This window comes from Arthrobacter sp. TJ-263 (assembly GCF_058269155.1).
Map to the genome: position 1 here is coordinate 354,647 of NZ_JBZCNE010000001.1, position 22,142 is coordinate 376,788.

The 22,142-nt window shown below is 69.9% G+C and carries 20 protein-coding genes; 16 read left to right on the top strand and 4 right to left on the bottom strand.

The features are described 5' to 3' along the window. The first annotated feature begins 75 nt into the window (after positions 1-75). The 4 genes from AC4D2F_RS01640 (at position 76) to AC4D2F_RS01655 (ending at position 2,722) form a co-directional block, all read left to right on the top strand. Positions 76-1,164 (top strand): TerC family protein, encoded by a 1,089-nt coding sequence (locus AC4D2F_RS01640; RefSeq protein ID WP_490909253.1) that lies wholly within the window; start codon positions 76-78, stop codon positions 1,162-1,164. Positions 1,165-1,324: 160 nt separating this feature from the next. Beyond that, a complete protein-coding gene (locus AC4D2F_RS01645; RefSeq protein ID WP_490909254.1) occupies positions 1,325-1,525 on the top strand; it encodes a hypothetical protein in 201 nt (66 codons plus the stop codon). A gap of 9 nt (positions 1,526-1,534) precedes the next feature. Continuing rightward, positions 1,535-2,419, top strand: a complete 885-nt coding sequence (locus AC4D2F_RS01650) for a YhjD/YihY/BrkB family envelope integrity protein (protein ID WP_490909255.1) — start codon at positions 1,535-1,537, stop codon at positions 2,417-2,419. A gap of 27 nt (positions 2,420-2,446) precedes the next feature. After that, positions 2,447-2,722, top strand: a complete 276-nt coding sequence (locus AC4D2F_RS01655; RefSeq protein ID WP_490909256.1) for a hypothetical protein — start codon at positions 2,447-2,449, stop codon at positions 2,720-2,722. A gap of 77 nt (positions 2,723-2,799) precedes the next feature. Here AC4D2F_RS01655 and AC4D2F_RS01660 read toward each other — a convergent pair whose 3' ends face one another. The 3 genes from AC4D2F_RS01660 to AC4D2F_RS01670 all read right to left on the bottom strand — a co-directional run bounded on the left by AC4D2F_RS01660 (position 2,800) and on the right by AC4D2F_RS01670 (position 7,226). Next, positions 2,800-4,065, bottom strand: a complete 1,266-nt coding sequence (locus tag AC4D2F_RS01660) for an alpha/beta fold hydrolase (protein ID WP_490910505.1) — start codon at positions 4,063-4,065, stop codon at positions 2,800-2,802. 83 nt (positions 4,066-4,148) lie between these two features. Continuing rightward, complete coding sequence (locus AC4D2F_RS01665) at positions 4,149-4,625, bottom strand: GNAT family N-acetyltransferase (protein WP_490909257.1); 477 nt, start codon at positions 4,623-4,625, stop codon at positions 4,149-4,151. A 57-nt stretch (positions 4,626-4,682) separates the two neighbouring features. After that, a complete protein-coding gene (locus AC4D2F_RS01670; protein WP_104164799.1) occupies positions 4,683-7,226 on the bottom strand; it encodes a DEAD/DEAH box helicase in 2,544 nt (847 codons plus the stop codon). Positions 7,227-7,275: 49 nt separating this feature from the next. Between AC4D2F_RS01670 and AC4D2F_RS01675 the strand changes: the two genes are divergently transcribed. Continuing rightward, positions 7,276-8,049, top strand: coding sequence for a trans-aconitate 2-methyltransferase (locus AC4D2F_RS01675; RefSeq protein WP_490909258.1), 774 nt, complete (start codon positions 7,276-7,278; stop codon positions 8,047-8,049). A gap of 13 nt (positions 8,050-8,062) precedes the next feature. Here the strand turns inward: AC4D2F_RS01675 and AC4D2F_RS01680 are convergent, their stop codons facing one another. After that, positions 8,063-8,713 carry an MBL fold metallo-hydrolase gene (locus AC4D2F_RS01680; protein WP_490909259.1) on the bottom strand — a complete coding sequence of 217 codons (651 nt, stop codon included), beginning with the start codon at positions 8,711-8,713 and terminating at the stop codon, positions 8,063-8,065. A 127-nt stretch (positions 8,714-8,840) separates the two neighbouring features. Here AC4D2F_RS01680 and AC4D2F_RS01685 point away from each other — a divergent pair, with 127 nt between their 5' ends. The 11 genes from AC4D2F_RS01685 (at position 8,841) to AC4D2F_RS01735 (ending at position 22,078) form a co-directional block, all read left to right on the top strand. Next, on the top strand, positions 8,841-9,218 hold the full coding sequence (locus tag AC4D2F_RS01685) for a GntR family transcriptional regulator (RefSeq protein WP_490909260.1): 378 nt from the start codon (positions 8,841-8,843) through the stop codon (positions 9,216-9,218). Positions 9,219-9,303: 85 nt separating this feature from the next. Beyond that, positions 9,304-12,216, top strand: a complete 2,913-nt coding sequence (gene uvrA / locus AC4D2F_RS01690; protein WP_104164803.1) for an excinuclease ABC subunit UvrA — start codon at positions 9,304-9,306, stop codon at positions 12,214-12,216. 75 nt (positions 12,217-12,291) lie between these two features. Further along, positions 12,292-12,966, top strand: a complete 675-nt coding sequence (locus AC4D2F_RS01695) for an HAD hydrolase-like protein (protein WP_490909261.1) — start codon at positions 12,292-12,294, stop codon at positions 12,964-12,966. Continuing rightward, positions 12,953-13,621 (top strand): lysophospholipid acyltransferase family protein, encoded by a 669-nt coding sequence (locus AC4D2F_RS01700; protein ID WP_490909262.1) that lies wholly within the window; start codon positions 12,953-12,955, stop codon positions 13,619-13,621. The genes AC4D2F_RS01695 and AC4D2F_RS01700 overlap by 14 nt, the downstream gene beginning before the upstream one ends. A gap of 93 nt (positions 13,622-13,714) precedes the next feature. Next, positions 13,715-15,763 (top strand): excinuclease ABC subunit UvrC, encoded by a 2,049-nt coding sequence (gene uvrC / locus AC4D2F_RS01705; RefSeq protein ID WP_490909263.1) that lies wholly within the window; start codon positions 13,715-13,717, stop codon positions 15,761-15,763. A 108-nt stretch (positions 15,764-15,871) separates the two neighbouring features. Continuing rightward, the gene (gene rapZ, locus AC4D2F_RS01710; RefSeq protein ID WP_104164807.1) at positions 15,872-16,771 is read left to right on the top strand and encodes an RNase adapter RapZ; all 900 of its coding nucleotides are present in this window, start codon (positions 15,872-15,874) and stop codon (positions 16,769-16,771) included. Further along, positions 16,771-17,796: a gluconeogenesis factor YvcK family protein gene (locus AC4D2F_RS01715; RefSeq protein ID WP_490909264.1), complete on the top strand. Its 1,026-nt coding sequence runs from the start codon at positions 16,771-16,773 to the stop codon at positions 17,794-17,796. The genes rapZ and AC4D2F_RS01715 overlap by 1 nt, the downstream gene beginning before the upstream one ends. 10 nt (positions 17,797-17,806) lie before the next feature. After that, positions 17,807-18,787 carry a DNA-binding protein WhiA gene (gene whiA, locus AC4D2F_RS01720; protein WP_104164811.1) on the top strand — a complete coding sequence of 327 codons (981 nt, stop codon included), beginning with the start codon at positions 17,807-17,809 and terminating at the stop codon, positions 18,785-18,787. 114 nt (positions 18,788-18,901) lie between these two features. Next, positions 18,902-19,531: a superoxide dismutase gene (locus AC4D2F_RS01725; RefSeq protein ID WP_104120802.1), complete on the top strand. Its 630-nt coding sequence runs from the start codon at positions 18,902-18,904 to the stop codon at positions 19,529-19,531. A gap of 273 nt (positions 19,532-19,804) precedes the next feature. Further along, on the top strand, positions 19,805-20,815 hold the full coding sequence (gap, locus tag AC4D2F_RS01730) for a type I glyceraldehyde-3-phosphate dehydrogenase (RefSeq protein WP_104164813.1): 1,011 nt from the start codon (positions 19,805-19,807) through the stop codon (positions 20,813-20,815). Positions 20,816-20,827: 12 nt separating this feature from the next. Continuing rightward, complete coding sequence (locus AC4D2F_RS01735; protein ID WP_490909265.1) at positions 20,828-22,078, top strand: phosphoglycerate kinase; 1,251 nt, start codon at positions 20,828-20,830, stop codon at positions 22,076-22,078. Positions 22,079-22,142: the final 64 nt, after the last annotated feature.

Sequence of the window (22,142 nt, forward strand, 5' to 3'; positions counted from 1 at the left end):
GGCGTAGCGGCCGGCCGGCTCGACCCGGCGGCGGAGAGACTCACGGCGATCCACAGCACCCCCGGAAGGTACTTCATGCCCGCATTGCCCGTAGCGTTCGAGGTCGGCACGTTCATCGTGCTCGGCCTGATCCTGCTGTTCGATCTGCTGCTCGTGGTCAAGCGCCCGCATGAGCCCTCGATGAAGGAAGCGGGACTCTGGGTCGCGTTCTACGTGGGCCTCGCCCTGGTGTTCGCCGCCCTGATGTTCGTCTTCACCGGGCCGGAGTACGGCGGCCAGTTCGTGGCCGGCTGGATCACCGAGTACAGCCTCAGCATCGACAACCTCTTCGTGTTCATCATCATCATGGCGCGCTTCTCGGTGCCCCGGAAGTACCAGCAGGAGGTGCTCATGGTGGGCATCATCATCGCCCTGGTACTGCGCGGGATCTTCATCGCCCTCGGTGCCGCCGTGATCGAGAACTTCAGCTGGATCTTCTTCATCTTCGGCGCTTTCCTCCTCTACACCGCCTACAAGCAGGCCACCGACGGGGGCGAGGACGAGGCGGACGCCGGTGACAACAAGCTCATCGCGAAGCTCCGCTCGGTCCTGCCGATGTCCGACTCCTACGACGGCAACAAGATCCGCACCGTGGTCGACGGCAAGAAGGTCTTCACGCCGATGCTGATCGTCTTCGTGACGATCGGTCTCACCGATCTCCTGTTCGCCGTCGACTCCATCCCCGCGATCTTCGGCCTCACGCAGAGCGCCTTCATCGTGTTCACGGCGAACATCTTCGCGCTCATGGGCCTTCGCCAGCTGTACTTCCTGCTCGGCGGCCTGATGACGCGCCTCATCTACCTCAAGCACGCGCTCTCCGTGATCCTCGCGTTCATCGGCATCAAGCTCATCCTGCACGCCATGCACGTCAATGAACTGCCGTTCATCAACGGTGGCGAGCACATCGAATGGGCCCCCGAAATCCCGACCTTCGTGTCACTGGCCGTGATCGTCGCCACCATCGTGGTCGCCGTGATCGCCAGCCTCATCCGCTCCAGGGTCACCGGCACGGCCACCGAGGAGACCACGAACGAGGCCACGCACGGCGCGTCGGACGCCCCCGCGGTCGACGACGGGCTCGCCGAGGCTGCCGACGAGGCCGAGGTGCAGGGGCCCCGCCGCTAGGCTCCACCCGCAATCCACGCGAGACGAAGGGACCCCGCACACCGCGTGCGGGGTCCCTTCTGTGTGCCGGCCGTCCCGGGGAGGAACGGCGGTGGCCTCGACAGCGGGACGGGCTTCTCACCCTGTCCACGTGATGCGGCGCCCACCGTGGGGTCGTCCAATGGTGATGATCACGGAGTCGTTCCCGTCCCACCGCTCGATGGCAGGACCGGAACCACCCCCCACGGACGACGCGGAGGACGATGTGGGCTCGAACCGCAGGAAGCAGATCGCAGCACTCATGGCGGGAGGCCCATCCGCCCCGCCCTTCGGCGAGCATGACCCGGCCCTCGGGACCGACGTCGAAGACATCGTGGAGTGAGGCGGGGCAGTGCCGATCCAGGTGCAGGCGAACAGGCTCATGCGGGCCGGCGTGCGCTCGACGGCGGGGCGCGTGGTGGTGCGTTCCCTCCGCGACCTCCGCGACCTCGAGCTCTTCGATCGGGCGATGACGCTCGCGGCCCAGGCCTTCACGTCCATCCTGCCGATCCTCATCGTGACCGGTTCGTTACGGGGAAGCGTGAACCCGGAGGCGGACTCGCTCTTCGCCGAGAGCCTCAGCCTCGACCAGGACACGGCCGAACTCGTGCAGCAGTCGATGCCGGACCCTGCCGAGGGAATCACCTTCACGCAGGTCGCCAGCGTGTTGCTGCTGCTCATCGCCGCGACCGCCTTCACCCGGGCACTCGAGCGCTGCTTCCGCAAGATCTGGAAAACACCGAAGGTGGGCCTCCGTTTCGCCTGGCGCTGGGTCGCTGCGATCATCGCCATCGTCATCGGGCTCCTGCTGATCATCACCACCCGCAGCGTCGTGCGTGGCACGGGCGCCATCTCGGTGCTCGGATTCACCCTGGAGGCAGCGATCTGGTGCCTGCTGTGGTGGATCGCCTCATGGCTCGTGGTCAACCGCACCGTCAGCCTGCAGGCACTCCTGCCGGGATCGATCCTCGCCGGACTGGGAATCGCCGGGGCCACGGCAGTCGGCCGCGTCTACCTTCCCCGGGTCTTCGCGGCCTCGGCCGACGAGTTCGGTGTCCTCGGCCTGGCCTTCTCGTACATCGGATGGCTGTTCGTGCTCATGGCCGTGCTCCTCGCCTCGCTGACCGTCGGGCGCGTCGTCCACCTCGCCATGATCGGGCGACTGTGGAGCCACTCGGGTGAGAGGGCTGCACCTCCCACGGCAGCGAACAGCCGCCACCGACATGGCTTGCGGTAGCTGGAATCGTGAAACGGTGCCTCCGCCGTGACTGATCCCGATCCGCGGGCAATGTCGCCGGCGAAGCGACGTGGCCTCATCGCACGGGGACTGCTCCGCGCTCTCGGATCGGCGGTCGTGTTCGTCGCGCTCTACTTCCTCCTGCCCCTCGACCTCGTCACCGATGCGCCAGTGGTCACGCTCGTCGTCACGGTCCAGATGCTCCTCAACCTGCTCGTGCTCGGCGCCGGGATCCAGGTCCTCCTGGTAGCGGTGCGGCGAGGACAGGAGGGACGGGCACCCGGTTCGGGCCCTGACTCCTAGGCCTCCCTGCCGAACGTCCGCGCGAACGGATCCGGGCGCTCGGACGGTGGCCCGGGCGCGGGCGGCGAGGTTCTCCGCTAGCTGCGCGCCATACCGAGCAGCCGCTCGAAGATCGCCTCGCCGTCGTCGGCGATGCCGTCGTGGTGGAACTCGTCCGTCTCCCAGACTGCCAGGTTCCGTACCGACGCCGCCGTCGCCAGCGACAGGCCCCTGTCGACGTAGATGTCGTGGCGGTACACGGCGGCCGCGGCCGGGACGGTGTTGGTCGCCAGGACGTCCGCGTCGTACAGCGGTCCCCAGTCGGTCTTCCCCGCGAGGACGTCGGCGACCGCCCGCAGCGGGCGGAGCGCCGGGTCCTCCTCGAAGTACCACGGGTAGACCATCTCTCCCGTGAGGAGGACCTCCCCGGCATCGTCCCTGAACCCGGGGTACTCCTCGAGGACCCGCGCGGCGGACCACGACGAGGCGAGCCCCTGGCAGTAGATCGACTCGTGCAGCAGCGCGTAGAGCGGCTGCGCCGCCCGGCTCACGACGGCGTGGACCTGCTCGAGGAACGACGCCGACAGGCGCGGCCCGTCCGCCGTCGTCGTGAATGCGTCCTCCAGCAGGTAGTGGAGGCCGTGGACGCGCGTGTTGCCGCCGAGAAAGGAGCCGACCATCTGGAACCGCCGCACCGTGAGCCGCTCACCGCTCGGGAGGAACTCCTCCACGCGGTCGAGGTGGCGGGCGATGCGCGTGACGCGGCCCCGATCCTCCGGGTACCACCCGAAGTACTCGGCGTTGCGTTCCGCGACGCGCGCGAACGTCGCCCGGTACACCTGGTCGGGCGAACCCGCCAGGGGTGCCAGCCCGCCGGTGATCAGCGCCCGTTCGGCGCCCTCCGGCGCCTTCGAGAGGTACGTGAGGGTGCAGAAGCCTCCGTAGCTCTGCCCGAAGACCGTCCAGGGTCCGCTGCCCAGCCGATCACGGATGAGTTCGGCATCGGCGACGATCGAGTCGGCGCGGAAGTGGGCGAGGTAGTCGGCCTGGGCCTGCGGGCTTCGCAGGACGCCGAGGGTCGCGGCGTCGGCCGGCGTCGAGAGCCCGGTGCCGCGCTGGTCGAGCATGAGGATCCGGAAGTCCCGGGCCGCGGCCTTCATCCAGCCCGAGAGCTGCGTGGTGCGCACGCCCCGGCCGCCCGGGCCGCCCTGCAGGAACAGGAGCCAGGGGAGCCCGGCCACGTCGTCGTCGGCGTGTTCGGTGGAGGAGTACTCGCGGGCGAACACCTCGATGCGGGGGGACGCCGGGTCCGCGTGGTCGAGCGGGACCCGGAACACGTGGCCGGTGGCGCGCAGGCCGCGCATGACGGCGGTCCTGCCGACGGCGTGCTCCGCGGTGTGATCGGGAGCGGTCCCATCCGGGGCGTCCCGCCCGGCGGCCGGCCCGGTCACAGGGCGGCGACGTCGGCGAGCGCATCGCCCGCTAGCCGGAACGTGCTCCACTCGGACTGCGCCGCCGCGCCGAGGCTCTCGTAGAAGCGGATGGACGGCTCGTTCCAGTTGAGCACCGACCATTCCACGCGGGCGTAACCGCGTTCGGTCGCGATCCGGGCGAGGTTCGCCAGGAGCGCCTTCCCGTACCCCGCTCCGCGTGCCTCGGGCCGCACGTAGAGGTCCTCGAGGTAGATGCCGTTGACGCCCTCCCAGGTGGAGTAGTTGAGGAACCAGAGCGCGAAGCCCTGGACCTCCCCGCGGACCTCCGCCACGTGGGCGTAGATCGTGGGCCGCTCACCGAACAGGGCCGCTTCGAGCGACGCAACGGTGTTCCGGACGGCGTCCGGCTCCCGCTCGTAGAGGGCCAGGTCATGGATGAGCTGGAGGATGACCGGAACGTCCGCCGGCCGTGCTTCCCGAATGGTAGTCATTCCTCCAGCCTAGCCAAGGTGCAGGGCCGGAGGCGGCGCGGCCGGTGCGGGGCCGGGTCAGCCGGCCGCCGGCCCCCCGACACCGAGGATCCTGACGACCGGGCTGCCGGCGTCGTCGGATGCTGCGAGGTCGATCTCGGCGTTGATTCCCCAGTCGTTGTTGCCCTCCGGGTCCTTCAGGATCTGCCGCACCTTCCACGCGGTGGGGGTCCTGGTGATGAGCAGGAGGTTCGGCCCGCGGGCGTCGGGGCCGTCGTCGATGTCCTCGTAGTCGCCGAAGTAGCCGTCCAGGGCCTCGGCCCAACGATCGGCGGTCCAGCCGGAGTCGGCGTCGAGCGCGCCGAGCGCGGCGTCCTGCTCGTCGGCGAAGAGCTTGACCCGCTGGAACATCTCGTTGCGCACCATCACGCGGAAGGCCCGTTCGTTGGACGTGACGGACGGCGGCTCGTCCGGCAGGTCGACGGCGTCCACCGCGGCGGACGGGGTGAGGCCGGCCGCCAGCTGCGTCCACTCGTCGAGCAGGCTGCTGTCGACCTGGCGGACCAGTTCCCCGAGCCACTCGAGGATGTCGCTGAGGTCCTCGCGCAACGCCTCGACGGGCACGGTGTGGCGCAGCGCCTTGTAGCAGTCGGCGAGGTAGCGCAGGAGGATCCCCTCGGACCGGGTGAGGGAGTAGAACGCCACGTACTCGCCGAAGCTCATGGCCCGCTCGTACATGTCCCGCACCACGGACTTCGGGGCCAGCTCGAAGTCGCCGAGCCACGGCGCGGACGCCCGGTAGACGTCGAACGCCTGCTGCAGCAGTTCCTCGAGGGGCTTGGGGTAGCTGACCTCCTCGAGGCGCGCCATCCGGGCGTCGTAGTCGATGCCCTCGGCCTTCATCGCGGCCACCGCCTCGCCGCGGGCCTTCTTCTCCTGCGCGTTGAGGACCTGGCGGGGCTTCTCGAGCGTGGCCTCGATGACCGAGACCACGTCGAGCGCGTAGCCCGGCGCCTCCGGGTCGAGCAGTTCCAGGCTCGCCATCGCGAAGGGGGAGAGCGGCTGGTTGAGGGCGAAGTTGGCCTGCAGGTGCACCTTGAGCCGTACGCGGCGGCCGTCCGGTTCGGGCTCGGGGAGCTTCTCGACGATGCCGGCGGTGACGAGTTCGCGGTAGATACCGATGGCCCGGCGCATGAGCGTGAGCTGGGACGCCCGTGTCTCGTGGTTCTCGGTCAGAAGCCGCTTGGTGGCCGTGAAGGGGTCGCCCGGCCGCTCGAGGAGGTTCAGCAGCATGGAATGGCTGACGGAGAACGACGACGCCAGGGGATCCGGAATGCTCTCCACGAGCCGCTCGTAGGTGGGCTTGCCCCAGGAGACGAAGCCCTGCTGGGGCTTCTTCCGCACCACCTGGCGCAGCTTCTTCTGGTCGTCGCCGAACTTCGACACCGCCTTCGCCATGGCCTTGGCGTTCTCCACGACGTGCTCGGGTGCCTGGACGACGACGGTGCCCGCGGTGTCGTAGCCCGCGCGGCCGGCGCGGCCCGAGATCTGGTGGAACTCCCGCGCGTTGAGCAGGCGCGTGCGGACGCCGTCGTACTTGCTGAGGGCGGTGAGTAGCACGGTGCGGATCGGCACGTTGATGCCCACGCCGAGGGTGTCGGTCCCGCAGATGACCTTGAGCAGGCCGGCCTGGGCGAGCTGCTCGACGAGCCGCCGGTACTTGGGCAGCATCCCGGCGTGGTGCACGCCGATGCCGTGGCGCACCAGCCGGTTGAGGGTCTTCCCGAAGCCGGCGGAGAACCGGAAGGTCGCGATCAGCTCCGCGATGCGGTCCTTCTCCTCGCGGGTGCAGACGTTGACGCTCATGAGGTTCTGCGCGCGTTCGATCGCCTCGGCCTGGCTGAAGTGCACCACGTAGACGGGAGCCTGCCGCGTGGACAGCAGTTCCTCGAGGGACTCCTGGATGGGCGTCTCGACGTAGTAGTAGTGGAGCGGGATGGGGCGCTCCACCGAGGTGACGGTCGCCGTCGCCCGGCCGGTGCGCTCGGTGAGGTCCTTCTCGAAGCGCGTGACGTCGCCGAGGGTCGCCGACATGAGGAGGAACTGGGCCTGCGGGAGTTCGAGGAGCGGCACCTGCCACGCCCAGCCGCGCTGAGGGTCCGAGTAGAAGTGGAACTCGTCCATGACCACGGTGTCGACGTCCGCCTGGGCGCCCTCCCGCAGCGCGATGTTGGCGAGGATCTCCGCGGTGCAGCAGATGATCGGGGCGTCCTGGTTCACGCCGGAGTCGCCCGTGATCATGCCGACGTTCTCCGGTCCGAAGATGTCGCACAGTGCGAAGAACTTCTCGGACACGAGGGCCTTGATCGGTGCCGTGTAGTAGCTGGTGCGGCCCTCGGCGAAGGACTTCAGGTGGGCGGCGATCGCGACGAGGGACTTCCCCGAGCCGGTGGGCGTCGCGAGGATGACGTTGTTGCCGGAGACCAGTTCCATCGCGGCCTCGTCCTGCGCCGGGTACAGGGTCAGGCCGCGGCCCGTCGCCCAGCCGGTGAAGGCCTCGTAGACCGCGTCCGCGGTGAGTCGGCCGTCGTCGTGCCGGGGGAGGTGCTCTTGGATCGTCATGATCCGTTCAGCCTACCGGTGCACGGTTCGGCGGAGGTTAGGGTGGGCCATGCGCTGGGATCCTGGACTGTACGCCCGCCACGCGGGACATCGTGGGCGGCCGTTCTTCGACCTCGTCGCGCGGGTGGGACATGATGCTCCACGGACCGTCGTGGATCTCGGGTGCGGCCCCGGCGATCTGACGGAGACGCTCGCCCACCGCTGGCCGGACGCGCAGGTGACCGGTCTCGACGCCAGTGTGGAGATGATCGACGCCGCGCGGCAGCGGCCGGCGCTGCCGAACCTGCGGTTCGAGGTCCGCGACCTGCGCGACTACACGCCGGGAGGCGACGACGTGATCGTCACGAATGCCGCGCTCCAGTGGGTGCCCGGTCACGCCGGCCTGCTCGGTCGATGGGCTCGGGCGCTCCCCGAGGACGGCTGGCTCGCGGTCCAGGTTCCCGGCAACTTCTCGGCACCATCGCACGCGCTGATGCGCGACCACGCGGCGAGCCCGCGGTGGGCCGCCCGGCTCGAGGGCGTCCTGCGCCACGACGATGCCGTGGGCGAGCCCTCCGACTACCTCGGGCTCCTGCTAGCCGCGGGACTGCAGGCGGATGTCTGGGAGACGACGTACGAGCAGGTGCTGCCGGGGGAGGACGCCGTCCTCGGCTGGGTACGCGGCACCGGCCTGCGGCCGATCCTGGACGCGCTGTCCGCGGACGAGGCCGAGGAGTTCGAGGCAGGCTACGGGGAACTGCTGCGCCGGGCATACCCCGCCGGGCAGCACGGCACCGTGTTCGGGTTCCGCCGCATCTTCGCCGTCGGGCACCGGTCCCCCTGACGGGTCGCCGCGGTCACCAGCCGCGCTGCCTCCACTCCAGGAGCGATCCGCGCTCCGCGCCGAGCGTGGTGCCCCGGCCGTGCCCCGGGTGCACCACGGTGTCGTCGGGCAGGTCGTCGAAGATCCGCGTCACCACGTCCTCGTACAGGGACGCGAAACGGTCGGCGTCGCCCTGGGTGTTGCCGAGGCCGCCGGGGAACAGCGAATCACCCGTGAAGAGGTGCGCAGGCCCGTGGGGGTCGCGATACAGGAGCGCGACGGACCCGGGGGTGTGGCCGCGGAGATGGATCGCCTCCAGCTCGAAGCCCTCGAAGGAGCCGACGTCGTGGTGCTTCAGCGGGACGTCCGTCGGCACGGCGATGTCCGCGACGTCGTCCTCGCCGGCCGCGGTGCGGGCCATCGTCGCCTCCCGGACCTCCGCCAGCGCCCTGACATGGTCCCAGTGCGAATGCGTGGTGACGATCAGCGCCACGCGGGCCTCGGCGTCGGTGTCCTCCTGCGCGTCGGCGAGGAGCCCGAGGATGGCGGGGGCGTCGTCCGCGGCGTCGATCAGCACCTGGGCGCCACTCGACTTCGAGGTGAGCAGGTACACGTTGTTGTCCATCTCCGACACGGAGATGCTGCGGATCGTCACGTCGCTGAGGTCGTGCAGGGGCTCGGTCATGAGCACAGTGTAGGCAGGGCACCTCGGGCACCGGGGGAACGACCCCGGGGTCGGGCCGCGGCGGCGGTAGGGTCTCAGGAGGACGGGCCGCCCAGGGCCCTCGGACCCGCGATGGAAGGGACAGGGCATGGAGCAGGACATCAAGTGGTGGTTGCGCATAGATGCTGCCAGCAAGACCCCGCCGTTCGAGCAGATCAAGCAGGCGATACTGGACGCTGCCAATTCCGGCGAGGCTCCCGTCGGCACGCGCCTGCCGCCCGTGCGCGGACTCGCCACCCACCTCGGAATCGCCGCGAACACCGTCGCCCGGGCCTACCGCGAGCTGGAGCAGGCCGGCGTCGTGGAGACCCGGGGCCGGGCCGGCACCGTCATCGCCGCAGGAGGCGATACCGCCCGCCGGCGCGTGGCCGACGCCGCCGACTCGTTCGCCGACGTCGTCCGCTCCGCCGGGGTGCCGGAGGCCGAGGCCGTCGCCATGGTGAGGGCGGCATTGCGCCGAGGGTGAACGGCACGCGCAGGGGCGCCGTACCAGCGCGGATCCGGGACTATTCGAATATGCTTTCGAACGGTTTTTCTCCTACAGTTATCTGGTGTCTATAGCAAATTCTCTTGAGCAGCACGCCCACAACCCGGAGCCCGCTCCCCAGGACCTGTCCCGGCTGATCGTCAAGGGTGCACGCGAACACAACCTGCGGAACGTCGACCTCGACCTCCCGCGTGACGCCATGATCGTCTTCACCGGCCTGTCCGGATCGGGCAAGTCCTCGCTCGCCTTCGACACCATCTTCGCGGAAGGGCAGCGGCGCTACGTCGAATCGCTGTCCGCCTACGCACGGCAGTTCCTCGGGCAGGTGGACAAGCCCGACGTCGACTTCATCGAGGGCCTCTCGCCCGCGGTCTCGATCGATCAGAAGTCCACCAGCAAGAACCCGCGCTCCACCGTGGGCACGATCACCGAGATCTACGACTACATGCGCCTGCTGTGGGCGCGCGTGGGACGCCCGCACTGCCCCGTCTGCGGCGAGCCGGTGGCGAAGCAGACCCCCCAGCAGATCGTGGACCAGCTCCTCGAACTCGAGGAGGGGACGCGCTTCCAGGTCCTCGCGCCGGTGGTCCGGGCACGCAAGGGCGAGTTCGTCGACCTCTTCCAGGAGCTCACGGCCAAGGGCTACTCGCGGGCCCGGGTGGACGGCAAGCTCATCCAGCTCAGCGACCCGCCCAAGCTGGGCAAGCAGTACAAGCACACCATCGAGGTCATCATCGACCGGCTCGTGGTGAAGAGCGGTATCCGGCAGCGCCTCACGGACTCCGTGGAGACGGCCCTCAAGCTCGCCGACGGCCGCGTCCTCGCCGAATTCGTGGACCTCCCCGAGGACGACGCCAAGCGCCTGCACGCCTTCTCCGAGCACCTGGCCTGCCCCAACGAGCACCCGCTGGCCATCGACGAGGTCGAGCCGCGTTCCTTCTCGTTCAACAACCCCTTCGGCGCCTGCCCCGCCTGCACGGGCATCGGGACCAAGCTCGAGGTCGACGAGGAACTCGTCGTCCCCAACCCCGACCTCAGCCTCGCCGAGGGCGCGATCGCGCCGTGGTCGCTCGGAACGGCGACCCTCGAGTACTGGACGCGGCTGCTCGAGGGCCTCGCGTCCGAGCTGAACTTCGACGTCAGGACGCCCTGGCGCAAGCTGCCGGACCGCGCCCGCGAAGCCGCGCTGTACGGCAAGGACCACAAGGTCGTCGTGCAGTACAGGAACCGGTTCGGCCGGGAGCGGAAGTACAGCACGGGCTTCGAGGGCGCCATCCAGTACATCCAGCGCAAGCACACGGAGACGGAGTCCGAGGCCTCGCGGGACCGGTACGAGGAGTACATGCGGGAGATCCCGTGCCCCACCTGCGGCGGTGCCCGGCTGAACCCGGCCTCGCTCTCGGTCCTGATCAACGGCCGGAACATCGCCGAGGTCTCCGCGATGCCGATGCGCGACTGCGCCGACTTCCTCGACAACCTCGTCCTGACCGGCCGTGAGGCGCAGATCGCCAACCAGGTGCTCAAGGAGATCCAGGCGCGCCTGACGTTCCTCCTCGACGTCGGCCTCGAATACCTCAACCTCGAGCGCGCCTCGGGCACCCTGTCCGGCGGCGAGGCCCAGCGCATCCGGCTCGCCACGCAGATCGGCTCCGGCCTCGTCGGCGTGCTCTACGTCCTCGACGAGCCGTCCATCGGCCTGCACCAGCGGGACAACCGCCGGCTGATCGAGACCCTGACGCGTCTGCGGAACCTCGGCAACACGCTCATCGTCGTCGAGCACGACGAGGACACCATCGCCGAGGCCGACTGGATCGTGGACATCGGCCCCGGCGCAGGCGAGCACGGCGGCGAGGTGGTGCACTCCGGCCTCCTCGAGGACCTGCTCACCAACGAGAGGTCACTGACCGGCGACTACCTCTCGGGGCGCCGGAAGATCGAGATCCCGGCGAAGCGCCGGAAGATCGACCGCTCGCGCCAGCTGAAGGTGGTCGGCGCGCGCGAGCACAACCTCGTGAACGTCGACGCCACGATCCCGCTCGGGGTGCTCACCGCCGTCACCGGCGTCAGCGGCTCGGGCAAGTCCACCCTCGTCAACGACATCCTCTACAAGGTGCTCGCCAACAAGCTCAACGGCGCGAAGCAGGTGGCCGGACGGCACAAGCGGATCGACGGGCTGGAGCACCTCGACAAGGTCATCCACGTGGACCAGAGCCCCATCGGCCGCACCCCGCGCTCCAACCCCGCCACCTACACGGGCGTCTTCGACAACATCCGGAAGCTCTTCGCCGAGACCACCGAGGCGAAGGTCCGCGGCTACCTGCCCGGGCGCTTCTCCTTCAACGTCAAGGGCGGCCGCTGCGAGGCGTGCTCCGGTGACGGCACGCTGAAGATCGAGATGAACTTCCTGCCCGACGTCTACGTCCCCTGCGAGGTGTGCCACGGGGCGCGGTACAACCGCGAGACGCTCGAGGTGCACTACAAGGGCAAGACCATCGCCGACGTCCTGGACATGCCGATCGAGGAGGGGGCCGAGTTCTTCGCGGCGTTCAGCCCCATCGCCCGGCACCTCAACACCCTCGTGGAGGTGGGCCTCGGCTATGTGAGGCTCGGTCAGCCCGCCACCACGCTCTCCGGCGGCGAGGCGCAGCGCGTGAAGCTCGCGAGCGAGCTGCAGAAGCGCTCCAACGGGCGGAGCATCTACGTCCTCGACGAGCCGACCACGGGCCTGCACTTCGAGGACATCCGCAAACTCCTCCTGGTGCTGCAGGGCCTCGTGGACAAGGGCAACACCGTCATCACGATCGAGCACAACCTCGACGTCATCAAGAGCGCGGACTGGGTCATCGACCTCGGGCCGGACGGCGGCTCCGGGGGCGGGCAGATCATCGCGACCGGCACCCCGGAGCAGGTCTCGAAGAACGAGCGCAGCTACACGGGCACCTTCCTCAAGGAGGTCTTCGCGAAGGCCGCCGGGTAGCGTCGCCCGGCGCCCGCTCTCCGCGGGAGGGCATGGGTGACGCCTGCCCTCCCGCTGCTATGGCAAGCTTGGCCGGTGGCAATTACGCGTTCCCTGATCCTCTTCGACCTCGACGGAACGCTCGTCGACCCCGCAGGAGCCATCACCGGAGGGATCAGTTCCGCCCTCGAGCACCACGGATTCCCCGTCCCGCCCGACGACGCCCTCCAGGCGATGGTCGGGCCGTCCCTCGTCCACTCGCTGACCGCGACCGCCGGGGTGCCCGCAGCGCGCGTTCCCGACGTCGTCGCCACCTACCGCGCCGGCTACCTGGCCACCGGGATGGCCCGGAGCCGCCCCTACCCGGGGATCGCGCGGTGCGTGGAAGCACTGCTCGACGGCGGCGCGACCGTCGCCGTCGCCACCCAGAAGCCCGAGTGGCTCGCCGAGGAACTCCTCGCCGTCCAGGGGCTCCGACACCTCTTCTCCTCCGTCCACGGCTCGCCGCGGGACGAGGCCACGACGGCCGGCGGCAAGACGCCCATCATCCGGGCCGCCCTCGAGCACCACGGGTACGACGCCGGGCACGCGCGCCGCGCCGTGATGGTGGGCGATCGCCGCCACGACGTGGAGGGCGCCGCCGCGAACGGCCTGGCCTGCATCGGGGTGACCTGGGGCTTCGCCGCGCCCGGCGAGCTGCAGGCCGCCGGCGCGGCCGCCGTCGTGGACTCCGCCGACGCCCTGCTGGAGGTGCTCCGTGGGCATCTATGACCTGACGCGCAGCACCACGCGCGGTCTCATCGCCGGCCTGTGCCGACCCACCGTCGAGGGGCTCCACAACGTGCCGGAGGACGGCCCGTTCATCGTCGCCCCGAACCACCTCTCCTTTCTGGACAGCGTGCTGGTGCAGGCCCTCACGCCCCGGCCGGTCGCGTTCTTCGCGAAGGCCGAGTACTTCACCGGGACCGGGGTGAAGGGCGCCCTCATGAAGGGGTTCTTCGAGGGTGTGGGGTCCATCCCCGTGGAACGCGGCCAGCAGGCCGCCAGTGTCCAGGCCCTCAGGACGCTGCTCGACCTCCTGGAACAGGGCGACGGCGTCGGCATCTACCCGGAGGGGACCCGCTCGCGGGACGGGCGGCTCTACCGGGGGCGGACCGGCGTCGGCTGGCTCGCGCTGACCACCGGAGCACCCGTGCTGCCCGTCGGCCTGATCGGCACCGAAGCGCTGCAGCCGGCGGGCGGGAAGGGCATCCGGCCCCAGCACTTCACCCTGCGGATCGGGGAGCCGCTCGTCTTCGCGAAGACCGGGCCGGGGCATCCACTGCCCGCGCGCCGGAGCGCGACCGACGCCATCATGGACGGCATCGCCGCACTCACGGGCCAGGAGCGCGTGGCCTCCTACAACCAGAGTCCCCCCGCCGAGTAGCTCGGCATTCTCCAACCGCTGCAGACCGCCCGAGCAGCGGTGAGCGGAGCACCGAGTGGGGCCGTGTCACCCCGCGGCCATAGGATGAAGGACGTGGCGAACCCAGTAACCTACCGGCCGAAGACAGGCGAGATCCCCCTCGACCCGGGCGTCTACCGCTTCCGGGACGAGCACGGCCGGGTCATCTACGTGGGCAAGGCCAAGAACCTCCGCTCGCGCCTGAACTCCTACTTCGCCAGCCCGCAGGGACTGCTGGCGAAGACGCGCCGCATGGTGTTCACCGCGGCGAGCGTCGAGTGGACCGTCGTCGGGAGCGAGCTTGAGGCGCTGCAGCTCGAGTACACGTGGATCAAGGAGTTCAATCCGCAGTTCAACGTGATGTTCCGCGACGACAAGTCCTACCCCTACCTCGCCGTGACCATGGGGGAGAAGTACCCCCGCGTGCAGGTCATGCGCGGTGACAAGAAGAAGGACACGCGGTACTTCGGGCCGTTCTACCCCGCGAAGGCCATCCGCGAGACCGTGGACACGATGCTCCGCGTCTTCCCGGTCCGCACCTGCAGCACCGGCGTGTTCAAGCGCGCGGAACGCACCGGCCGGCCCTGCCTCCTCGGGTACATCGACAAGTGCTCGGCGCCGTGCGTGGGACGCATCAGCCCGGAGGACCACAAGGCCCTCGCCGGCGAGTTCTGCGATTTCATGTCCGGGGAGGCGAAGAAGTTCATCGCCGGCCTCGAGCGGAAGATGGCCGAGGCGGTCGCCGAACTGGACTACGAGTCCGCCGCCCGCCTGCGCGACGACATCGCCGCCCTCCGCCGGGTGTTCGAGCGCAACACGGTCGTGCTCAGCGAGGACACCGACGCCGACATCTTCGCCCTCAAGGAGGACGACCTCGAGGCCGCGGCGCAGGTCTTCCACGTCCGGGGCGGCCGCATCAGGGGCCAGCGCGGCTGGGTCGTGGAGAAGGTCGAGGACATGGACACCGCGGACCTCGTGGAGCACCTGCTGCAGCAGGTGTACGGCGAGGGAAGCAGCAGCAACGAACAGATCCCCCGCGAGGTCCTCGTCCCGGTCCTGCCCAGCAACGAGGACCAGATGCTCGAGTGGCTGCGCGGCCTGCGGGGAGCCCGGGTGGAGGTGAGGGTGCCGCAGCGCGGTGACAAGGCCACCCTCATGGGCACCGTCGAGCAGAACGCCGCGGACGCCCTGCGCCTGCACAAGAGCCGGCGGGCCGGCGACATCACCACGCGCTCCGCCGCGCTGCAGGAGCTCCAGGAGGCGCTCGACCTGCCGCAGCCGCTCATGCGCATCGAGTGCTTCGACATCTCGCACGTGCAGGGCACCAACGTGGTGGCGTCCATGGTGGTCGTCGAGGACGGCCTGCCGCGGAAGTCCGAGTACCGCAAGTTCTCCATCACCGGGGACGCCGCACGGGACGACACCGCGTCCATGTACGACGTCGTCTACCGCCGCTTCCGGAACTATCTCGCGGGCAAGGACGGCGGGCCGCGTGACGCCGCCGCTCCCGACCCGGACGTCGACCCGGACGTCGACCCGGTCGACGACGACGCGTCGGTCCTCGAGCACCCCGACGTCGACGAGCAGGGTGTGCCCCTCAGGGACACGACGACGGCGATCACGCGCAACCGGTTCGCCTACCCGCCGAACCTCGTCGTCGTCGACGGCGGGCCGCCCCAGGTGGCCGCCGCGTCCCGCGCCCTGCAGGACCTCGGGATCGACGACGTCTTCGTGGTGGGTCTCGCGAAGCGCCTCGAGGAGGTCTGGGTCCCGGACAGCGAGTTCCCGGTCATCCTCCCGCGCGCGTCGGAGGGCCTGTTCCTGCTGCAGCGCATCCGCGACGAGGCACACCGCTTCGCGATCACGTTCCACCGCCAGAAGCGCGGGAAGTCCATGACGGCGTCGGCGCTCGACGACGTCGCGGGGCTGGGACCGGCCAAGCGCAAGGCCCTGCTGAAGCACTTCGGGTCGGTCAAGAAGATCCGCGCCGCCACCGTCGAGGAGCTCGTGGGCGTGCCGGGGGTGGGGCCCGCCCTCGCCCGGAGCATCCGCGCGTCGCTCACCACGGACGCGGCGGCCGCTCCGGCCGTGAACATGACCACGGGCGAGATCATCGAAGATTAGCTAGGCTGAGGAACGGCGGCCAGGTGCCGCCGGGAACGCACGCGGACATACACCCCAGGGAACGCCGGACCACCGGGAGCCCCGTCGAACCGGAACGGATCCATCACGATGACTGAGGCCATGAGCCTGACGCCGGTCAAACCCACCGAATCCGAGTTGCTGGTGGTGACCGGCATGTCGGGCGCCGGGCGCAGCACGGCCGCCAACGCGCTCGAGGACCACGGCTGGTACGTTGTCGAGAACCTCCCGCCCCAGATGCTCACCACGCTGACGGAGCTCGTGGCGCGCACCCCGCAGTCGATCCCGAAGCTGGCCGTCGTCGTCGACGTGCGCGGCAAGGAGCTCTTCAGCGACATCAAGGCGTCCCTGGACGCCCTCCGGGCCGCGGGCGTGCACCACCGCGTCCTCTTCCTGGACGCCGACGACAACGTGCTGGTGCGGCGCTTCGAGCAGGGCCGGCGGCCGCACCCCCTGCAGGGCGACGGCCGGATCCTGGACGGCATCGCCGCCGAGCGCGAGGTCCTGAAGGAGCTCAAGCACTCGTCCGACGTCGTGATCGACACGAGCCAGCTGAACGTGCACGCCCTCGCCACCGCGGTGACGGAGCTGTTCTCCGATGCCGGGCCCATCGTCCTGCGCCTCAACGTCATGAGTTTCGGATTCAAGTACGGACTCCCCGTGGACGCCAACTACGTGGCCGACGTGCGCTTCATCCCGAATCCGCACTGGGTGCCCGCACTGCGCCCGCAGACGGGGCTCGACGCCCCGGTCAGCGAGTACGTGCTCGGGGCGCAGGGCGCGGAGGATTTCATCGACCGCTACGTGAACGCCCTCGTCCCCGTCCTGGACGGGTACCGCCGCGAGAACAAGCACTACGCCACCATCGCCGTCGGCTGCACGGGCGGGAAGCACCGCTCGGTGGCCGTCACGGAGGAGATGGCGAAGCGGCTCGCGCAGCTGCCCGGTGTGCAGGTCTCGGCCCACCACCGCGACCTCGGGCGTGAGTAGTGGGGGTGGTCTCCGGAGCGCTGCCGCTCGTTCCGCCGGCCTCCCGCCGCTCGGGTGAGGGCCAGGGCGCCGGCCCGTCCGTCGTCGCCCTCGGGGGCGGCCACGGGCTGTCGGCGTCCCTGTCCGCGCTGCGTCTGCTGACGCAGGAGCTGACCGCGATCGTGACGGTGGCCGACGACGGCGGATCCTCCGGGCGACTCCGGCGCGAACTCGGGGTGCTGCCCCCGGGAGACCTCCGGATGGCGCTGGCGGCCCTGTGCGACGACACCGACTGGGGCCGCACCTGGCGGGATGTCATGCAGCACCGCTTCTCCTCCCGGAACGGCGCGGAGGGATCCCTCCACGACCACGCCATGGGGAACCTCCTCATCGTCACGCTGTGGGAGCTGCTCGGCGACCCCGTCGCCGGCCTGCAGTGGGCCGGCGCCCTCCTGGGTGCCCGCGGCCGGGTCCTGCCCATGGCGAGCGTTCCCCTGACGATCGAGGGGGACGTCCTCAGCGAGTCCGGCGGGTCACTGCACGTCACGACCGTCTCGGGGCAGGCGAAACTCGCGGTCGCGGCGGACACCGGCAACGTGAGCAACGTGCGGCTGGTCCCCGACGACGCCCCGGCGTGCCAGGACGCCCTGGAAGCCGTGGAACTGGCCGACTGGGTGATCCTCGGCCCCGGCTCCTGGTACACCTCCGTGCTGCCGCACCTGCTCCTGCCGGACCTCCGTGATGCGCTGTGCCGCACCTCCGCCCGGCGGTGCCTCACCATGAACCTCAGCAACGACACCCGGGAGACCCTGGGCATGAGCGCCATCGACCACCTCAGCGTGATCTCACGGTACGCGCCGGAGCTGACGGTCGACGTCGTTCTCGTGGACCCCTCGGTGGTGTCGGACCGGAGGGAGTTCGAGAGAGCCGTCGCCGGGATGGGCGGGCGCGCGGTCTTCGGTAGAGTGGGAGTTTCGACCGGCAAACCCGTGCATGATCCGCTGCGGCTGGCGACGTCCTACAACGACATGTTCGGGGAGATCTAGGAGTGTATCTGTGGCCCTGACCGCCGACGTCAAAGAGGAGCTGTCACACCTCGACGTCAAGAAGTCCTCGGTGCGCAAGGCCGAGGTGTCCGCACTGCTGAGATTCGCCGGCGGCCTCCACATCATCTCCGGCAGGATCGTCATCGAGGCCGAGGTGGACCTGGCGTCCACGGCCCGCCGACTGCGGGCCGCCATCGCCGAGGTGTACGGCCACAACAGCGAGATCATCGTGGTGACCGGCGGGGGCCTCAAGCGCGGCAACCGGTACGTGGTGCGCGTGGTCCGCGACGGGGAATCCCTCGCACGCCAGACCGGGCTGCTCGATAGCAGGGGCCGGCCCGTCCGCGGCCTGCCGTCCGCCGTCGTCAACGGGTCGACGGCGGATGCCGAGGCGGTGTGGCGTGGAGCGTTCCTGGCGCACGGCTCCCTCACCGAGCCCGGACGGTCCTCGTCCCTGGAGGTCACGTGCCCGGGCCCGGAGTCGGCCCTCGCCCTCGTCGGGGCGGCCCGCCGGCTCGACATCGCCGCGAAGGCCCGCGAGGTGCGGGGCGTCGACCGCGTGGTCATCCGCGACGGCGACACCATCGCAGCCCTCCTGACCCGCATGGGCGCGCACGACGCCCTCATGGTGTGGGAGGAGCGCCGCATGCGCAAGGAGGTCCGCGCCACCGCCAATCGCCTCGCGAACTTCGACGACGCCAATCTGCGCCGCTCGGCCCAGGCCGCCGTCGCCGCCGGCGCCCGCGTGGAGCGAGCCCTCGAGATCCTCGGGGAGGGCGTCCCCGAGCACCTGCGCTACGCGGGCGAGTTGCGCGTCGCCCACAAGCAGGCGAGCCTCGACGAACTCGGCCGGCTCGCGGACCCCCCGATGACGAAGGACGCGATCGCCGGGCGGATCCGTCGGCTGCTCGCGATGGCGGACAAGAAGGCCACGGACGTCGGGATCCCGGGGACCGATGCGAATGTGACCGCCGACATGCTCGACGAGTGACGCGAATGCATAGGATGGAACAGCAAGCCCGCTTCTGATCAGCGGGACGCCTGCCGTCCGGACCCATGGGTCCACCGACCGCGCGGGTACCGAGATCACTACATGGAGGACTACGTGAGCGAATACGTACTGCCGGATCTTGACTACGACTACGCCGCCCTGGAACCGCACATCTCCGGCCGGATCATGGAACTGCACCACTCCAAGCACCAGGCCACCTACGTCAAGGGCGCCAACGACGCCCTCGCGCAGCTCGCCGAGGCCCGCGAGAAGGGAGCGTACGGCACCATCCCGAAGCTCTCCAAGGACCTGGCGTTCCACGTCGGCGGTGTCATCAACCACAGCATCTTCTGGAAGAACATGTCCCCCGAGGGAGGCGACAAGCCCGAGGGCGAGCTCGCCGCGGCCCTGGACGACGCGTTCGGCTCCTTCGACGCGTTCCGCGCGCACTTCACCGCCGCGGCCACCTCGCTGCAGGGCTCCGGCTGGGCCGTCCTGGCCTACGAACCGCTGGGCAGGAACATCGTCATCGAGCAGCTCTACGACCAGCAGGGCAACGTGCCCGTGGGCACCATCCCGCTGCTGATGCTCGACATGTGGGAGCACGCCTTCTACCTGGACTACGTCAACGTGAAGCCCGACTACGTGAAGGCCTGGTGGAACCTCGTGAACTGGGCCGACGTCCAGACGCGCTTCCAGGCAGCACGCACCGGGGCATCCACCCTCATCACGCCGGGGGCGTGACCGCCCCGGCGTCCCGGTCGGTGGGCACCGCGCCCTCCGGTCGGGCCGCCGGCGTCACGAGTGCGTGCCGGGGGCCGCGCTGAGTAGAGTTGGAGCGGTGCAGGGCTTCGGTCCCGGCACCGCTCCGGCGCACGCCGCCTGTGCAGGACCCGCAGGACCAGCAGGACCCGAGAATTTCGGCACGAAGGTGTGCCCGGTACAGATTTATCCGTCGCCGGCATCGCCCGAGAGGGGTCAGCAAGGCGGCACCACCTATGAAGGAGATGGAAACCAGTGACTACTCGCGTTGGAATCAATGGCTTCGGCCGCATCGGCCGCAACTACTTCCGTGCGGCCCTCGAGCAGGGAGCGGACCTCGAGATCGTCGCGGTCAACGACCTCACCAGCCCCGAGGCCCTCGCGCACCTGCTGAAGTACGACTCCGTCACCGGACGCCTGAAGGCATCCGTCGAGGTCGACGGCGGCGACCTCGTCGTCGGCGGCAAGCGCGTGAAGGTCCTGGCCGAGCGCGATCCTGCGAACCTGCCCTGGAAGGACCTCGGCGTCGACATCGTCGTCGAGTCCACCGGGTTCTTCACCAAGGCCTCCGACGCGCAGAAGCACATCGACGCCGGGGCGAAGAAGGTCCTGATCTCCGCTCCCGCCTCCGACGAGGACCTCACCGTGGTGCTCGGCGTCAACGACGGCGACTACGACCCCGAGAACCACCACATCATCTCGAACGCGTCGTGCACCACCAACTGCCTCGGCCCCCTCGCCAAGGTCCTTAACGACTCCTTCGGGATCGAGCGCGGCCTCATGACGACGATCCACGCCTACACGGCCGACCAGAACCTGCAGGACGGCCCCCACAAGGACCTCCGCCGCGCCCGTGCCGCCGCGATCAACATGGTCCCCACCTCCACGGGTGCCGCCAAGGCCATCGGCCTCGTGCTCCCCGAACTGAAGGGCAAGCTCGACGGCTACGCCATCCGGGTCCCCGTGCCCACCGGCTCCGCGACCGACCTCACGGTCACGCTGGGCCGCGAGGTCACCGCCGAGGAGGTCAACGCCGCCTACAAGGCTGCCGCCGCCGACGGTTCGCTCAAGGGCTACCTCTCCTACACCGAGGACCCCATCGTGTCCTCGGACATCGTGACCGACCCGGCGTCCTGCATCTTCGACTCCGGTCTGACCAAGGTCCTCGGCAACCAGGTGAAGGTCGTCGGCTGGTACGACAACGAGTGGGGCTACTCGAACCGCCTGGTCGACCTGACCGAAATCGTCGCCGCCAAGCTCTCCTAGGCGGTTCCGCCCATGGCATACGCATCACTGGACGACCTCCTCGCCGAAGGGGTCCGGGGCCGCCGCGTCCTCGTCCGCTCCGACCTCAACGTCCCCCTGGAGGGCGGGGTGCCGGATCTGTCGGTCACCGACGACGGCCGCGTGCGCGCGTCCCTGCCCGTTCTGCGCAAGCTGAGCGAGGCCGGGGCCGCCGTCATCGTCATGGCCCACCTCGGCCGGCCCAAGGGTGCCCCCGAGCAGAAGTACTCGCTCGCGCCGGCCGCCGACGTCCTCCGGGACCTGGCGGACTTCCCGGTCACCCTCGCGCCCGACACCACGGGGGAGGGCGCCCGCAGTTCGGCCGCCGCCCTGTCCGAGGGGGAGGTGCTCCTGCTGGAGAACGTGCGCTTCGACGCCCGCGAGACCAGCAAGGACGACGCCGAGCGCGCAGCCTTCGCCCGGGAGCTCGCCGACCTGGCGGGACCTGACGGAGCCTACGTGGACGACGCCTTCGGTGCCGTGCACCGCCGGCACGCGAGCGTGTACGACATCGCGGCCCTGCTGCCCTCCTACCAGGGCGACCTCGTGAAGGCCGAACTCGTGGTCCTCGAGAAGCTGACGAAGGATCCCCAGCGGCCCTTCGTCGTCGTGCTCGGCGGGTCCAAGGTGTCCGACAAGCTCGCCGTGATCGAGAACCTGATCGGTACCGCCGACCGCATCCTCGTGGGCGGCGGCATGGTGTTCACGTTCCTCGCCGCCCAGGGCCACAAGGTCGGGGCGAGCCTCCTGGAGGAGGACCAGATCGACGTCGTGCGGGGCTACCTCGAGCGCGGAGCCCGGGACGGCACGCAGTTCGTGCTGCCCACGGACATCGTCGTGGCCGAGAAGTTCGCGGCCGACGCGCGGTCCGGCGTGGCCGCCGCGGACGCCATCGAGGCAGGCACCTTCGGGGCCTCCGGGATCGGGCTCGACATCGGGCCCGCGACGGGTGAGGACTTCGCCGCGAACATCGCCGAAGCGAGGACGGTGTTCTGGAACGGACCCATGGGGGTGTTCGAGTTCGACGCCTTCGCAGGCGGCACGCGCGCCGTCGCGCAGGCCCTCGTCGACGCCCAGGCGAACGGCGCCCTGACCGTGGTCGGCGGTGGCGATTCCGCCGCAGCCGTGCGCGGCCTCGGGTTCGCCGACGAGCAGTTCGGGCACATCTCCACCGGCGGCGGCGCCAGCCTCGAGTACCTCGAGGGCAAGGAGCTCCCCGGATTGACCGCCCTCGCCCGCGACTAGCGGGACGGTCCGGGTCGGGCCGGCAACGGCCGTGACCAGCCGCCCGTCCGCGGGCGTACAGGAA

What these genes read in the sequence shown, in the direction of transcription:
- AC4D2F_RS01640 (WP_490909253.1), top strand. Translation starts at nt 76, where the DNA reads ATGCCCGCATTGCCCGTAGCGTTCGAGGTCGGCACGTTCATCGTGCTC.
- AC4D2F_RS01645 (WP_490909254.1), top strand. Translation starts at nt 1,325, where the DNA reads ATGGTGATGATCACGGAGTCGTTCCCGTCCCACCGCTCGATGGCAGGA.
- AC4D2F_RS01660 (WP_490910505.1), bottom strand. Translation starts at nt 4,065, where the DNA reads ATGCGCGGCCTGCGCGCCACCGGCCACGTGTTCCGGGTCCCGCTCGAC.
- AC4D2F_RS01665 (WP_490909257.1), bottom strand. Translation starts at nt 4,625, where the DNA reads ATGACTACCATTCGGGAAGCACGGCCGGCGGACGTTCCGGTCATCCTC.
- AC4D2F_RS01670 (WP_104164799.1), bottom strand. Translation starts at nt 7,226, where the DNA reads ATGACGATCCAAGAGCACCTCCCCCGGCACGACGACGGCCGACTCACC.
- AC4D2F_RS01675 (WP_490909258.1), top strand. Translation starts at nt 7,276, where the DNA reads ATGCGCTGGGATCCTGGACTGTACGCCCGCCACGCGGGACATCGTGGG.
- AC4D2F_RS01680 (WP_490909259.1), bottom strand. Translation starts at nt 8,713, where the DNA reads ATGACCGAGCCCCTGCACGACCTCAGCGACGTGACGATCCGCAGCATC.
- AC4D2F_RS01685 (WP_490909260.1), top strand. Translation starts at nt 8,841, where the DNA reads ATGGAGCAGGACATCAAGTGGTGGTTGCGCATAGATGCTGCCAGCAAG.
- rapZ (WP_104164807.1), top strand. Translation starts at nt 15,872, where the DNA reads ATGACTGAGGCCATGAGCCTGACGCCGGTCAAACCCACCGAATCCGAG.
- AC4D2F_RS01735 (WP_490909265.1), top strand. Translation starts at nt 20,828, where the DNA reads ATGGCATACGCATCACTGGACGACCTCCTCGCCGAAGGGGTCCGGGGC.